14 protein-coding genes are annotated in these 14,844 nt (G+C 35.3%); 4 read left to right on the top strand and 10 right to left on the bottom strand.

Going from position 1 to position 14,844, the window contains the following annotated elements:
* Positions 1-10: 10 nt before the first annotated feature.
* The 7 genes from murD to mraZ form a co-directional block, all read right to left on the bottom strand.
* Positions 11-1,342: a UDP-N-acetylmuramoyl-L-alanine--D-glutamate ligase gene (gene murD / locus ABEG11_RS03125; protein ID WP_348822739.1), complete on the bottom strand. Its 1,332-nt coding sequence runs from the start codon at positions 1,340-1,342 to the stop codon at positions 11-13.
* A gap of 3 nt (positions 1,343-1,345) precedes the next feature.
* The gene (gene mraY / locus ABEG11_RS03120; protein ID WP_348822738.1) at positions 1,346-2,575 is read right to left on the bottom strand and encodes a phospho-N-acetylmuramoyl-pentapeptide-transferase; all 1,230 of its coding nucleotides are present in this window, start codon (positions 2,573-2,575) and stop codon (positions 1,346-1,348) included.
* A gap of 94 nt (positions 2,576-2,669) precedes the next feature.
* Positions 2,670-4,133, bottom strand: coding sequence for a UDP-N-acetylmuramoyl-L-alanyl-D-glutamate--2,6-diaminopimelate ligase (locus ABEG11_RS03115; protein ID WP_348822737.1), 1,464 nt, complete (start codon positions 4,131-4,133; stop codon positions 2,670-2,672).
* A complete protein-coding gene (locus ABEG11_RS03110) occupies positions 4,130-6,130 on the bottom strand; it encodes a peptidoglycan D,D-transpeptidase FtsI family protein (protein WP_348822736.1) in 2,001 nt (666 codons plus the stop codon). Before ABEG11_RS03110 ends, ABEG11_RS03115 begins: the two co-directional genes overlap by 4 nt.
* Complete coding sequence (locus ABEG11_RS03105) at positions 6,121-6,468, bottom strand: FtsL-like putative cell division protein (RefSeq protein WP_348822735.1); 348 nt, start codon at positions 6,466-6,468, stop codon at positions 6,121-6,123. The genes ABEG11_RS03110 and ABEG11_RS03105 overlap by 10 nt, the downstream gene beginning before the upstream one ends.
* 81 nt (positions 6,469-6,549) lie before the next feature.
* Positions 6,550-7,470, bottom strand: a complete 921-nt coding sequence (gene rsmH / locus ABEG11_RS03100) for a 16S rRNA (cytosine(1402)-N(4))-methyltransferase RsmH (RefSeq protein ID WP_348822734.1) — start codon at positions 7,468-7,470, stop codon at positions 6,550-6,552.
* The gene (gene mraZ / locus ABEG11_RS03095) at positions 7,445-7,918 is read right to left on the bottom strand and encodes a division/cell wall cluster transcriptional repressor MraZ (RefSeq protein ID WP_348822733.1); all 474 of its coding nucleotides are present in this window, start codon (positions 7,916-7,918) and stop codon (positions 7,445-7,447) included. Before mraZ ends, rsmH begins: the two co-directional genes overlap by 26 nt.
* Positions 7,919-8,294: 376 nt before the next feature.
* Here mraZ and ABEG11_RS03090 point away from each other — a divergent pair, with 376 nt between their 5' ends.
* Positions 8,295-9,068, top strand: coding sequence for an alpha/beta fold hydrolase (locus tag ABEG11_RS03090; protein ID WP_325261664.1), 774 nt, complete (start codon positions 8,295-8,297; stop codon positions 9,066-9,068).
* Between the two features lie 28 nt (positions 9,069-9,096).
* Positions 9,097-9,717, top strand: coding sequence for a ribosome biogenesis GTP-binding protein YihA/YsxC (gene yihA / locus ABEG11_RS03085; RefSeq protein ID WP_348822732.1), 621 nt, complete (start codon positions 9,097-9,099; stop codon positions 9,715-9,717).
* Between the two features lie 74 nt (positions 9,718-9,791).
* Here yihA and gldC read toward each other — a convergent pair whose 3' ends face one another.
* A complete protein-coding gene (gldC, locus tag ABEG11_RS03080) occupies positions 9,792-10,127 on the bottom strand; it encodes a gliding motility protein GldC (RefSeq protein WP_348822731.1) in 336 nt (111 codons plus the stop codon).
* Complete coding sequence (gene gldB, locus ABEG11_RS03075; RefSeq protein WP_348822730.1) at positions 10,127-11,086, bottom strand: gliding motility lipoprotein GldB; 960 nt, start codon at positions 11,084-11,086, stop codon at positions 10,127-10,129. Before gldB ends, gldC begins: the two co-directional genes overlap by 1 nt.
* 200 nt (positions 11,087-11,286) lie before the next feature.
* Between gldB and nadE the strand changes: the two genes are divergently transcribed.
* A complete protein-coding gene (nadE, locus tag ABEG11_RS03070) occupies positions 11,287-12,084 on the top strand; it encodes an NAD(+) synthase (RefSeq protein ID WP_348822729.1) in 798 nt (265 codons plus the stop codon).
* An 88-nt stretch (positions 12,085-12,172) separates the two neighbouring features.
* Positions 12,173-12,802: a LuxR C-terminal-related transcriptional regulator gene (locus ABEG11_RS03065; protein WP_348822728.1), complete on the top strand. Its 630-nt coding sequence runs from the start codon at positions 12,173-12,175 to the stop codon at positions 12,800-12,802.
* Here ABEG11_RS03065 and dnaG read toward each other — a convergent pair.
* Positions 12,799-14,775 (bottom strand): DNA primase, encoded by a 1,977-nt coding sequence (dnaG, locus tag ABEG11_RS03060; protein WP_348822727.1) that lies wholly within the window; start codon positions 14,773-14,775, stop codon positions 12,799-12,801. The genes ABEG11_RS03065 and dnaG overlap by 4 nt on opposite strands.
* Between the last annotated feature and the right edge of the window lie 69 nt (positions 14,776-14,844).

Genomic DNA, 14,844 nt, shown 5'->3' with positions numbered 1-14,844 from the left:
AAGTTTTAAATTACAAATTTTTCACAGCCTGCTTAAATTGTCTTCCTCTATCCTCATAGTTTTCGAATAAATCAAAACTCGCACATGCTGGTGACAACAATACAGTATCACCTTTCTCAGATAAGCGCTGTGCCATTCGAACGGCATCATTCATACTGTTTACTTCTACCATAATATCTACCACATTGCCAAAGGCATCAATAATTTTTTTATTGTCTATACCCAAACAAATAATAGCTTTTACTTTTTCACGAACAAGAGACATAAGCTCATGATAATCATTTCCTTTATCTACACCGCCCACAATCCATACGGTTGGAGTATTCATGCTCTCTAAGGCATAAAAAACTGAATTCACATTGGTTGCTTTAGAATCGTTGATGTATTGTACATTTTGAATTTTGAGCACTTTCTCCAATCGGTGTTCAACACCTTGAAAAGTAGACATGCTTTCACGGATAGTGCTTTTTCTAATTTTTAAAATATTAGCCACTGAACTCGCTGCCATTGCATTTTTCAAATTATGCTTACCTTCTAACGAAATATGCTCCGTATCCATTACAAACTCCTCTTGATTAATCTTAACTTCCATTGTGTTATTTTTTATATATGCTCCCTCACTATACTCGTCTGTCAACGAAAAAGGAATTAACTTAGCTTTTACTGTATTATTCTTTAACCATTCCAAAATGGCTTCATCGCTTGCATCATAAATAAGGAAATCCTCCTCATCCTGATTCATTGTAATCCTAAACTTTGAATCTATATAATTCTGATACTTATAATCGTAACGATCCAAATGATCTGGACTTATATTGGTTATTATTGCAACATGCGGCTTAAAATTTATAATTCCATCCAGCTGAAAACTGCTCAATTCAATAACATAGAAATCATAATTATTATCTGCCACCTGCCAAGCAAAACTCTTTCCAACATTACCTGCCAAGCCAACATTCAAACCAGCTGATTTCAGCACATGATACGTTAACATTGTTGTGGTAGTTTTACCATTACTGCCAGTAATCCCGATGCAGACAGCTTTTGTAAAAGATGATGCAAATTCAATTTCAGAAATTACCGAAACACCTTTGCTTTTCAATTGCTTCACGATGGGTGATTTATCCGGAATACCTGGACTCTTCATTACGACATCGGCATTCAGAATTAATTCCTCCGTATGCTTTTCTTCTTCCCAAGGAATCTCATTAATAATCAATACCTCTTTGTAACTATCTTTTATCTTTCCAAAATCAGAAACAAAAACATCATAACCCTGTTTCTTGCCAAGGATAGCAGTTCCTACACCGCTTTCTCCTCCTCCTAAAATTACTAGCCTCATCTACTATCTCAATTTTAATGTTACAATTGACAAAATGGCCAGCATAATTGCCACTACCCAGAATCGCGTGACTATCTTGCTTTCATGATATCCTTTCTTTTGATAGTGATGATGCAGGGGAGACATTAGAAAAATCCTCCGCCCTTCTCCAAACCGTTTTTTTGTATATTTAAAATAGCTAACCTGTAAAACGACAGAGAAATTTTCGACCAAAAAGATTCCACATAATAAAGGAATAAGCATTTCCTTGCGAACAGCAATTGCAAGAACAGCAATGATTCCGCCAATGGTTAAACTACCAGTATCTCCCATAAAAACCGAAGCAGGATAAGAGTTATACCAAAGAAATCCAATTAATGCTCCAAGAAACGCGGCAATAAAAACAGTCATTTCACCCGAATTGGGTATATACATTATGTTCAGATAATTAGAGAAAATTATGTTTCCCGATACGAATGTAAAAATCGCCAGTGCAAAGACCGATACAGCAGAAGTTCCTGCTGCTAATCCGTCAATTCCATCGGTTAAATTAGCACCATTTGAAACTGCCGTGATAATAAAAATCACTACTGGTATAAAAATAAGCCAAGCCCATTTTTGATACCCGTCACCTGTCCATGCTAAAATTTCGGCATAATCAAATTCGTTATTTTTAAAGAAAGGAATTGTTGTAGCTGTAGATTTCTCTTCGAGTGATGCTTGATTGATAACTGTTTCGGCAGGAATTTTAAATATATCGCTTTTTCCAGTATCTGTCCTAACAGTAACAGCAGGGCTAAAATATAATACCGATCCAACAATTAACCCTAAGCCTACTTGTCCAAAAACCTTAAAAATTCCTTTTAATCCCTGTTTGTCTTTTTTGAATATTTTAATATAATCATCAATAAAACCAATAGTTCCCATCCATAATGTAGTAACAATCAGCAAAACAATATAAATATTATGCAGCTTTGCAAAAAGAAATACTGGAACCAGAGTAGCAAATATGATAATGATACCTCCCATGGTAGGAGTACCAGCTTTTTCATTTTGCCCAGCCAAACCAAGTTCGCGTACTGTTTCACCCACTTGCTGCCTGCTTAAAAACCCAATTATCCGCTTACCATAAATAGTAGACAATAACAATGATAACAACAATGCTAAAGAAGATCTAAATGTGATGTATTGAAATACCCCAGTCCCTGGAACATCCATTACTTTGTCTAAATATTGAAATAAATAGTATAGCATATCTCTCTTGTGTTTATTTGGTTAATCGTTAATTTGCGTAATCGTTTGGCCTTGTCCTATTCGGTTAACGAATAAACAAATAACCGATTAAACTTTATTTTCCTAATTGATCTAAAATCTCTTTTACATTTTTCATGTCATCAAAATCATAACGTACTCCTTTGATTTCCTGATAAGTTTCATGTCCTTTGCCAGCAATCAATATAATATCATTAGGCTGTGCCAATTGACAAGCGGTTCTAATAGCCTGCATTCTATCAGTAATTGACAAAACTTTTTTTAAATTCTGAGCCTGAACTCCTTTTTCCATCTCCTGGATAATCGCTTCTGGCTCCTCATTTCTAGGATTATCTGAAGTAAGGATTGCTTTGTCACTCAATTCAGCAGCTATATTAGCCATAACAGGACGTTTAGCAGTATCTCTATTGCCTCCACAGCCAACAACCGTTACCAATTGTTCGTTATGGGTTCGCACATCATTAATCGTATTCAAAACATTTTCGAGAGCATCTGGTGTATGGGCATAATCCACAATAGCCGTTATGTTGGTATTCGAAACAATATATTGAAATCGGCCGGAAACACTTTCCAGTTCTGACATCAGCCTAAGTACTTCAAAACTTTCCAAGCCCAGCTCAACAGCAGTCCCGTAAATTGCTAAAAGATTATATGCATTGAAAGTTCCAATCAGTTTTACCCAGACTTCATTGCCGTTTATTTTCAAAAGCAGACCAGACAGCTGATTTTCCAAAATCTGTGCTTTATAATCAGCATATGTTTTTAAAGCGTAAGTCAATTTTCGGGCAGCAGTGTTTTGAAGCATTACCGGACCATTTTTGTCATCACTATTAGTCAATGCAAAAGCAGAACTAGGCAAGTGATCAAAAAAAGATTTCTTTACATCTCTATATTCGGCAAACGTTGGATGGTAATCTAAATGATCGTGAGACAGATTCGTAAATATTCCGCCTCTAAAATGCAGAGCTTCTGTACGTTTTTGATGAATTCCATGAGAACTTACTTCCATAAAACAATACTCAACGCCCGCCTCAATCATCTCATTAAGAAAATAATTGATTGTAATAGAATCTGGTGTTGTATGAGTTGCTTTATGCTCTGCTTCGTCTACTAAAATCTTAACGGTAGACAGCAGTCCTACTTTAAATCCTGCTTTTTTGAACAATTGATATAACAAGGAGGCAATAGTCGTTTTGCCATTAGTTCCTGTTATTCCAACCAGTTTCAATTTTTGTGAAGGATTATCATAAAAATTTGCTGCCATAAAGGCCAAAGCAGCATTAGTGTCCTTTACACAAACATAAGTCACGCCATTTATTAAATTCTGCGGAAGAGTATCACAGATAACAGCTGCCACACCAAGCCCAATTGCCTTTTCTATAAAATCATGCCCATCCGAAATAGTACCGCGAATTGCCACAAAAACATCATCCGCCTCAATTTTTCTCGAATCAAAATGCAGCTGGTTTACAATAATTTCGGTAGAACCCGTAACAGATTCTATGGATACTTTATATAATATGTCTTTTAATATACTCATGATAATTCCAATAGAATTGATGAATTTTTTACAATATTCTGACCCGCCTGAAGGGACTGTTTTTTAACTTTTCCAACCCCAACAACTTTAACTTTCAAACCAAGATTCCCTAATAGAGCCACTGCATCCATTCCAGCCATACCTCGTACATTTGGAATTACATTCTGCTTTTTTTGTGCTTTAGCATAATAGCTGTTATAACTGCCATCTTGTATTGGATTAGGACGGTCTAATTTTTTAATCACATTAGTCGAAGGCGTATCTGTAAATATTTTTTGGGCTATTCTTTTAAAGACCGGACCAGCAACATCGGCACCATAATAATTATTGTTCGATGTATTGGGTTTATGAACAACAACAATACAGGAATACTTAGGATTATCTACCGGAAAATAACCCACAAACGATGATGCGTAATGCTTATCTGCCCCACCATTCAGTGCATAATTCATTTGTGCCGTCCCCGTTTTGCCAGCCATAGAAAAATCCTTGGAATACAATTTAGAACCTGTGCCTTTTTTTACCACATTTGCCAGAACCGCCTGAACTTTACGTAGTGTTTCATCCGAACAGATTTTCGGGTTCATCACCTCGGTATTGTATTTTTTTATGGTTTTATCCCAGGCCTTTATTTCAGTAACCAGCATGGGTTTTACCATGACACCATTATTGGCTACTGCATTATAAAAAGTCAATGTCTGTAATGGCGTAACCGAAACACCATATCCAAATGCCATCCACGGAAGAGAAATATTGGACCAGCTCTTATCACTTGGCTGTGGTATATAAGGAACTCCTTCTCCTCGAAAAGCCAATCCCAGTTTTTTATTTAAGCCAAATGAATTGATGTGATTTACAAATTTAGTGGGGTTATTTTTATAATTATTATATACCGCCTGAACCATAACCGTATTGGAAGAAAGTTCAAATCCTCTTGCCAAAGACACCTTGCCATAACCTCCTTCATGAGAATCTCTTACTTTACGTCCAGAATACGTAATTATACCGCCATGACTGTCATAAACGGTGCTTGTGTCTGCTACTTTATCTTCTAATATTGATATCAAATCAACTAGTTTAAAAGTCGATCCTGGTTCGTGAGACTCTGCATAAGCATAATTTGTTGTCTCATAGTAAGTACCATCATTTGCTCTTCCTAAATTCGAGATTGCCTTGACCTGCCCTGTCTTGGTTTCCATAACCACAACACAGCCATGATCTGCCTCATATTCTTCCAATTGTTTCAACAAGGCATGATGTGCAATATCCTGAATATAAACATCTATAGTCGAAATTACATCATAGCCATCTAGAGGCTCTACTTCATTTACATCTCGAATTGGCTTCCATTGCCCTTTTGCAATTTTCTGCTTTAATATTTTACCGTCTTTTCCATTAAGAAATTCGCGATAAGCCCATTCAATTCCTTTCCCATCAGAGTAGCCAGTTAATTTTCTTTCATACCCAATGGTACGTTCTGCTATTTGCCCAATTGGATGTTCGCGGACTGTTTTTTGTTCAATTATGATACCGCCCTTATAAGCTCCCAGATTAAAAAGAGGAAATCCTTTTATCTTCATATATTGAGTAAAACTCAGCCCTTTAGCTACTAAATAATATCTATTTTTATGAACTCGGGCTTTCCTTAATTCATTTTGGATTGTACTGCTTGATTTTCTTAGCATCATTCCCAATGAATCCGAAAGCAGTTTTACATTTTTTTCAAAAGCTTCTGTTTTTGGCGCAACTGCATCAAAACGAATTGTATAACTCGGAATTGAAGTGGCCAGCAGACTTCCATCAGCAGAATAGATATTCCCTTTATTGGCAGGAATAACAAAATTCTTCACTGTTCTTTCCTTAGCCAGCTCCCTGTAACGATCTCCATCAACCCATTGAATATTAGTTAACTTGACAGCAATAGCCATAGCCATCAAAAAGATGAAAAAGGCAACCAGATAGGTGCGATAGGATATATATTTATCTTCTACTGCCATAATTTTTCTAAGAAATTTTTCTCTTCGGGCTCTTTAACTTCTATTTTTACAGGCGGAACAGTTGATGGATAAATTTGTCTTTTTTCCATTTTTGCTGAAACGGTAGATTCCATTTTTAATTTCATCAATTCAGAACGTCTATCCACAAATTCAGAACGCAGCTCTTTTACCTTATTACTCAGTTCAACAATCTTAAATACTTTTTGCTCGTAACGCTGGGTATTCGCAATCATTATTATAGCAAGTAAAATCACAAAAACGATAAAACGCCAATTTTTGACAGCATTATCATCTATTAGAAACTGTGCTTTTAATATGTTATAAATTCCACCTTTCATTAATAAATTATGTGTTATGAGTTATGAATTACAGAATCCAGCATTCACATCCTCTTTTAAACTTTTTAAGCAATTAAACCTTTAAACTTTCTCAACCTTTTTCTCTGCAATTCTCAATTTTGCGCTTCGTGCTCTATTATTCAATTTTATTTCTTCGTTATCCGGAACTATCAGTTTTCCTATCGTATTAAAAGGAACAGAAAAATTACCATAAAAATCACGCTCGGGCTCCCCTTCAAACATTCCGTTTTTTATAAATCTTTTTACCAGCCTGTCTTCCAATGAATGATAAGATATCACACTCAATCTGCCGCCTGGTTTCAAAATCTCTAAAGATTGTTCCAAAAATTCCTTTAAGACATCCATCTCCTGATTCACTTCAATACGGATTGCCTGATATATTTGTGCCAATATTTTATTTCGAAGTCTTTCAGGCAGGTATTTTGCCAGGACTTCTTTCAGTTCTTCAGTCGTTTTGATTGGATGATGTTCTCTGGCTTCAATAATTGTTCTTGCCAAAGCTGGTGCATTTTTCAATTCACCATAATCATAAAAAACCCTTCTTAAATTGGCATCATCATATTCATTCACCACTCGATACGCATTCAAGTCATTTTTTTGACTCATTCTCATATCCAGTCCAGCATCAAAACGGGTTGAAAAACCTCTTTCGGCTACATCAAACTGATGAGAAGAAACGCCTAAATCACCCAAAACACCGTCCACTTCCTTCACGCCATGAAAGCGTAAAAATCTTTTTATAAATCTGAAATTTTCATTAATCAATGTAAATCTTTCATCTGGCAAGGCATTCGCCAAAGCATCTTCGTCTTGATCAAAAGCAAACAGTTTACCATTTGGCCCAAGTCTTTTCAATATCTCTTTTGAATGACCACCTCCGCCAAAAGTAACATCCACATAAATTCCATCAGGTTTTATGTTCAAACCATCCACAGTTGGGTGAAGCAATACAGGATTATGATATTCCATTGTCATCGTCATTTAAATTACCCATTACTTCTTCGGCTAAATCCGCAAAATCAACATCTGCTCCATCAATTGATTTTTCATACAGATCCTTGTCCCAAATCTCTACAATATTAACTGCAGAAGAAAAAACCACATCTTTATCAACACTGGCAAAAACGACTAAATCTTTCGGAATCAGCAATCTGCCAAGGGCATCAATCTCTACCACCTTTACACCGGCAGTAAAACGACGAATAAAGTCATTGTTTTTTTTTACGAATCGATTAAGTTTGTTGATTTTTTTCATCATCAAATCCCACTCTTCCATAGGATACAATTCCAGACAGGGCTGAAAGACAGAACGCTTCAAAACGAAACCGTCTTGAAGCGAGGAAGCCAATTGCTTTTTTAAGGGAGCGGGCAATAAAACCCGTCCTTTTGCATCGACTTTACACTCATATGTCCCTATAATTGTGTCCAAGTGAATTGTGTTGATTTGTATTAAGCAAAAATATATAAAATTTTACCACAATTTACCACATTATACCACTTTGTTAATAAGTTTAACCACTTTTAGCCAAAAACGCTTAGTTTATAGACTATCAGAACATTAGCAATTGTATCAATAATTTGTAAGAAAGCAACTGATTTGAGAAAAACACATTATTTAGTCATTCCCTAAACATATTCTTAAAAGCATATAAATAATATCCATCAATCGTTAAAAAAAGAATAAAATAAGGCTCAAAAACTATTAATTATGTGTTTACGAATAAAAGGTTAAAAAACAGCCCCCGAAATTCTTTTTAATTTTTTAAACCCTATATTTGTAAAAAATTGAAATCGTCGTTTAAAACATGGAAAAATATTACAAAAAAGAAGGCAAATACGGGTATTACGAAGCAGGCGAAGGAATTCCGATTGTCATCTTACATGGTTTAATGGGAGGACTTAGTAATTTTGATGCGGTAGCAAGTTATTTTTCTAACAAAGGCTATAGAATTATCATTCCCGATTTACCTATTTACACTCAAAACATATTAAAAACCAACGTAAAAAGTTTTGCAGTTTATGTAAAAAACTTCATTACGTACAAAAAATTAGACAGGGTTATCCTTTTGGGAAATTCACTAGGTGGACATATCGCTTTGTATCATACTAAAATGTTCCCAGAAAAAGTTTCAGGGCTTGTAATTACAGGAAGTTCAGGATTATACGAAAGTGCCATGGGAGACAGTTATCCAAAAAGAGGCGACTACGAATACATTAAGAAAAAAGCTGAAGATGTATTTTATGATCCAAAAATAGCCACTCCAGAGCTTATTGACGAAGTATACGCAACTGTAAATGACCGTATAAAACTAATCAAAACCCTAACTATTGCCAAAAGTGCCATCCGTCATAATATGGCCAAAGATTTGCCAAAAATGCATGTGCAGACTTGTATTATCTGGGGCAAAAATGATAAGGTTACGCCTCCCGATGTTGCTGAAGAATTTCACAAATTATTACCCAATTCTACCTTATATTGGATTGACAAATGTGGGCATGCCGCGATGATGGAACAACCGGAAGAATTCAACGCACACCTGGAAGACTGGTTAACCCATACACATTTGGCTGAACATTAATTGTACAGAGAACTTTATACTCAAAAACATGAAAATTAATACTGCCGAATTCGTAATAAGCAACTCAGATGCAAGCAAATGCCCTAAGGACTTTTTGCCGGAGTACGCTTTTATTGGCCGTTCTAATGTTGGGAAATCTTCATTAATCAACATGCTGACCAATAACAAAAATTTGGCTAAAACATCAGGAAAACCAGGAAAGACACAACTGATTAATCATTTTTTGATTAACAACAACTGGTTTTTGGTTGATTTACCCGGTTATGGTTATGCCAAGGTTTCTAAGAAAACCAAGTCCATTTTTCAGGAATTCATCACGGATTATTTTGAGACAAGACAGCAATTAGTCTGCGCTTTTGTATTAATTGATATCCGCCACGAAGCACAGAAAATTGATATTGAATTCATGTCGTATATGGGCGAAAGCGAAATTCCGTTCTGTATAATTTTCACCAAAGCCGACAAAATCAGTAAAACAAAAATTGACTCGCATATTGCAGCCTACAAAAAACAGATGTTTGCCAACAACTGGGCAGAAATGCCTCCCTATTTTGTTACTTCATCAACAGAAGCAACAGGAAAAGACGTACTGCTAAACTATATTGACGAAGTTAACCAAGAGGTTTTCAAAAATAACTCGGAGTTTTAATACCTTCTTAAAATAAAATATCCCAAAACCGATCTCCAGTTTTGGGATATTTTTATTTATCAGATGAAAAAAACCTATCTTTTTAACTCCAATTTCTCTGCAAAATAATCACAGAAGTCTAACATCGTATCCGACATTTTTTCATCATTTGTCGCCCTTTTAAAAGTTTCGGCCATGGATACCAATGTCTGGTGAAAAAATATTTTCATTTCATCAACAGGCATGTCTTTTGTCCATAAATCAATTCTCATGCTCTCTTTTGCTCTGCTGTCCCAAACATTAAGCATAATAGCTTTCGATTCAGAGAGATTTACTCCGCCGTCTTCTGCTGTCCAAAAAAGTTTTTCTGGTACGCGGTTTTCGTCTAGTTCGACTAAAAATTTAATTTCCGAAGTATTTTTATCTGACATTATTTCTTGGGTTTGTATTTTGATTGTTCAAAAATTTCTTTAGCATCAAGTTTCAGCAGCCTATCTACCGTAACATTATTATTTTCCATAAAGGATCTGACTATCTGCCAGCCAATCCATGCCCCTACTCGTCCGGGAGAATCGTTATCTATTTCCAAATAAAATTTAGAAAAGGGTGATGGATCTATAAAACGTGAAGCCAGTTTTTGTTCATTGCTGTACAGCATTTCTTTTTCTATAAAGTAACGCCAAATGTAACTTTCATTTTCCTGACACCAGACAATCTGCTCAGGAGTATAACCCATTTTCTCAGCATCGGTATATTCTGGGATTAAAAGATCTTTTAAATACAACTCTTTTCCAAAATAAATCATTTGAGACAATAAATTATTTTCCGCTGGAGGAGCAATTTTTCCGGCAGAAAAACTAGTTACGATATCGGGCATCATTTGTCTTTCCTCAAAATTCTGTTTAATATATTTAGGAAAAGTATAAAATTTATGATCCTTCCCTAAATACAATTCTAATGAAATAATCACCAAAGAATCGGCATAAATGGCTTTATTTGAATAATCCATATCCGAAATCAAAGTAATGACTTTAGGAGTTTTTGTTTTGGGAAAATAATATTTCATGTGCTGAATCAAAACTTCCACTTCACTTTGAATTTTTTCGGTACTGGAGTATTTTTTCTGAACTTCGGCATATACTTCTCTCCATATAGGAGCATTCATTTTGTTCAGCCAGACAGAATCATTAATCTTTGGCGAAAAAAAGTAAGGATACTGCTTTTTTAATTTAGCGAGATCCTTTGGCGCTGTTTCAAAAAACTGTTTATCAAAACGTTCTACCTTAATATCCTCTAAAGGAGTTTCATCAATAGCTTTTTCGACTTTGCTCTTTTGATCACAAGACCAAAAAAGCAAACAGCTAACCATTGATAAGAGAAATAATTTCATACTTATTTTATTTATTTATCAGCTTATTGATGTTTTTAGAGAATAATTCGCAAATCTTCACGAGCATTTTCAACCTCAACCAAACATCCTCTATTGAATTGTATTATTTTATTTAAATTTGTTTTCAAAGCAAATCTAAAAAACATGTTGCTTATTTTTTTTGCAAATATACATTCCTGCTTTTTAAAACTTAAACTATTATGACTAAAAAAAGAACCTTAGAAATCGAAAAAGTAAATACTCATATTGTTGAATGGCTAAAAAGCTATGCTGAGAACTCTAAAGTAAATGGATTTGTTGTAGGGATTTCCGGCGGTGTAGATTCAGCAGTTACCTCAACGCTCTGCGCACAGACGGGCTTAAAAGTACTATGCGTCGAAATGCCAATTCATCAGGCTCCCAGCCATGTTTCTAGAGCCAGGGAACATATTGAACAACTAAAAAACAGATTCCCAAATGTTACTAATGCTATTGCCGATTTAACTTCAGTTTTTGAAACTTTCAAAAAAGAAGTTCCATCAACGAGTAACGAAGCAGCAGTAAATTTATCACTTGCCAATACCCGTGCGCGTTTGCGTATGACTACGTTATACTATTTTGCAGGTATCCATGGCTTGCTAGTGGCAGGAACAGGAAATAAAGTAGAAGATTTTGGTGTAGGATTCTATACTAAATATGGAGATGGTGGTGTTGATTTGAGTCCAATAGCCGATTTAATGAAATCTGAAGTGTATCAATTGGGTACATATTTAAAAATTCCAGACTCTATTTTGACTGCTGCTCCTACAGACGGATTATTTGGTGATGATAGATCCGATGAAGATCAGCTGGGTGCAAGTTATGACGAATTAGAGTGGGCAATGGAAGCAACTGATTCAGGAACAGACCCTAGCACATTCTCAGAACGTGAAAAAACGGTTTACGAAATTTATAAAAAACTTAACAAAAACAACCAGCATAAGATGAATCCGATACCGGTTTGCCTAATAAATTGTTAAAAAAAAATAATTTGTCCGAAAAATGATACTTATAAGGAAATAATTTTATAATTTTATATCTTCAAAAACAATCCTAAAACTAAATACCATGATTAAAGTTTGTTTAGCAGATAATTATCCTGTAGTACATTTTGGAATAAAATCGTACTTCAAAGACCATTCAGAAATTTCAATCGTTGCTAACGTTGGCAATTTCGCAATGGTAAAAGACATCCTTCTTACTAAAGAAATAGATGTGCTTGTGTTGGATCTGGAACTTGAAGGCCTTTCAAGTATCTTCGAAATCAAATCGGTTTTGAAAAATTTTCCAAAAACAAAAATCGTTTTTTACAGCGGTCTTTCAGAACAGATTTATGCTCCAAATGCCATTAAAGCTGGAGTATCCGGATTTGTTCACAAAACTGAAAAACTGGAAACTTTGGGTCAGTCGATCATCAAAGTTAACCAAGGCAAAATCATCATGAATGAAGCCGTAATGAAAAACATTGCTTTGATTGCAAAACAAAGCAAAAGCGAACGCTTGTACAGAAAGCTTTCTAATCGCGAAGTTGAAGTACTGCGTTATTTGAGCGATGGCAAGAAAAACCATGAAATCGCTGAAATTTTATCGCTTAACGAGAAAACAATCAGTACTTACAAATTACGATTGTTAACTAAATTAAACGTTACGAATCTAGTAGATTTAGTAAATAAAGCTAAAACTTTAGAAATCGTTTAACTGTAGCGGGACATTACTCTACCTAATTTTTTCGAAAAAGAATTAATTAATTTGTAGTAATCCATCGCTAAAGACATAGACTCTGTATTATCTGAACCTGGTTCATTTGATACAGAGTTTTTTAATTCATCTATAATTTTATCCACTAAATACCAGCGCATCGTCAATATAGTTTCAGACACATATTGGCTTATAGTTTCATTTTTTGTTTTAGGAAAAATATTCTGTCCTATCCAATTATGCAGCACCAGCCTTTCATCTTCCATTAAAATATCGGTCACTTCCTGAGCAAAATCGGAATTTAACTGCATTAGATATTTCTCAAATTCCAAATTTTCATTCTGAAGAAAATATTGAATTAAGTCATTAAAAATATCACGGAATAAAGGATTGGCAAGTTCCACCTCATCTTCCTGCAGACTCAGATATATCCTTTGATATACCTTATACTCCTTCTTTTCAGTTACTATTTCGATCTCTCCTGATTCATTTGTTCTCAAAAAATCATCCTCAAACTCCTCTGTTTTGTTACCATATAGCAAAAGAATCTCGATTATTTTGCGCTCCAAACGATATAAGACATCCACTTTTGCAGCCTGAACAGGACTTTCATTTTTTACAATTTCGAAAGCTTTTTGTTCCTGTTTTGCTTTTTTTCCAACTTCGGCAACATCTTTCTGAACCAGCTGCGCCAAAGTGCTTGTCAGCACCTGTTCCGAAATATCCATTATTCTAGAACATTCCTGAATATAAATTTCACGCTGGATTCTATCTGGGATCTTCGAAATGCTCTGTACCATATCCCGGATGAGATCGGCTTTTTTAATTGGATCATTTTTAGCTTCGCCCATTAAAATTGAAGCCTTGAACTGGATGAAATCCTTTGCATTAGCATCTAAATAAGCAACCAGATCATCATGGGGCGTTTTTTTGGCAAAACTATCCGGATCTTCACCATCAGGAAATGTACAGACTTTTACATTCATACCCTCTTCAAGAATCAAATCGATTCCTCGTATAGAAGCACGAAGTCCCGCTGCATCACCATCAAACAGAACCGTTATATTTTTTGTCAGCCTGTTAATTAAACGTATCTGATCTGGAGTAAGAGCCGTTCCAGATGAAGCTACAACATTCTCGATACCCGCTTGATTAAACTGGATAACATCTGTATATCCTTCGACTAAAAAACAATTATTCAGTTTAGCAATTGATTGTTTGGCCTGAAAAATACCATAAAGCACCTTGCTTTTATGGTAAATTTCACTCTCTGGTGAGTTTAAATATTTGGCAGCTTTTTTATCATTAGTTAAAATTCGGCCACCAAAACCCAGCACCCTTCCCGACATACTTTGTATAGGAAACATTACTCTTCCCTTAAACCTGTCAAAAGGGCGATCTTCTCTGGCAATAGTTAATCCAGTGCTTTCAAGAAATTCCAGTTTATAGCCTTTTCCTAAAGCTTCTTTGGTAAATGCATCCCATGCTTCTGGAGAATATCCAAGTGCAAATTTCTTTATAGTTTCTGCCGTAAAACCTCTTTCTTTAAAATACGAAAGACCAATTGCCTTTCCTTCTTCGGAATGCAACAGTGTGTTATGAAAATAATCTTTTGCAAATTCAGAAACCAGATACATACTTTCACGAACATCTGTATTTGCTTTTTCAGCTTCAGTCTGTTCTGTTTCTTCAATTTCGATATTGTATTTTTTGGCCAGATAACGGATGGCTTCCGGATAAGTAAAATGTGAATGCTCCATCAGAAAAGCAACAGAATTCCCTCCTTTTCCAGAACTGAAATCTTTCCAGATTCCTTTTGCAGGCGATACCATAAACGATGGAGAACGCTCATCCGAGAATGGGCTGAGTCCTTTAAAATTACTTCCTGCTCTTTTTAACTGTACAAAATCGCCAATAACTTCCTCTACTCGAGCGGTTTCAAAAACAGAATCTATGGTTGCTTGTGAAATCAATTTATTTTTAGGTTGCTGTGTTACTAAGTCGCTAAGTTACTAAGTTTTTGAAAATATCAACCCTTTCAA

It is taken from the genome of Flavobacterium aestuarii (genome assembly GCF_040049115.1).
GTDB classification, from domain to species: domain Bacteria; phylum Bacteroidota; class Bacteroidia; order Flavobacteriales; family Flavobacteriaceae; genus Flavobacterium; species Flavobacterium aestuarii.
The sequence above is the reverse complement of the archived record's forward strand: the minus strand, read 5'-3'. Positions and strand labels throughout refer to the sequence as shown.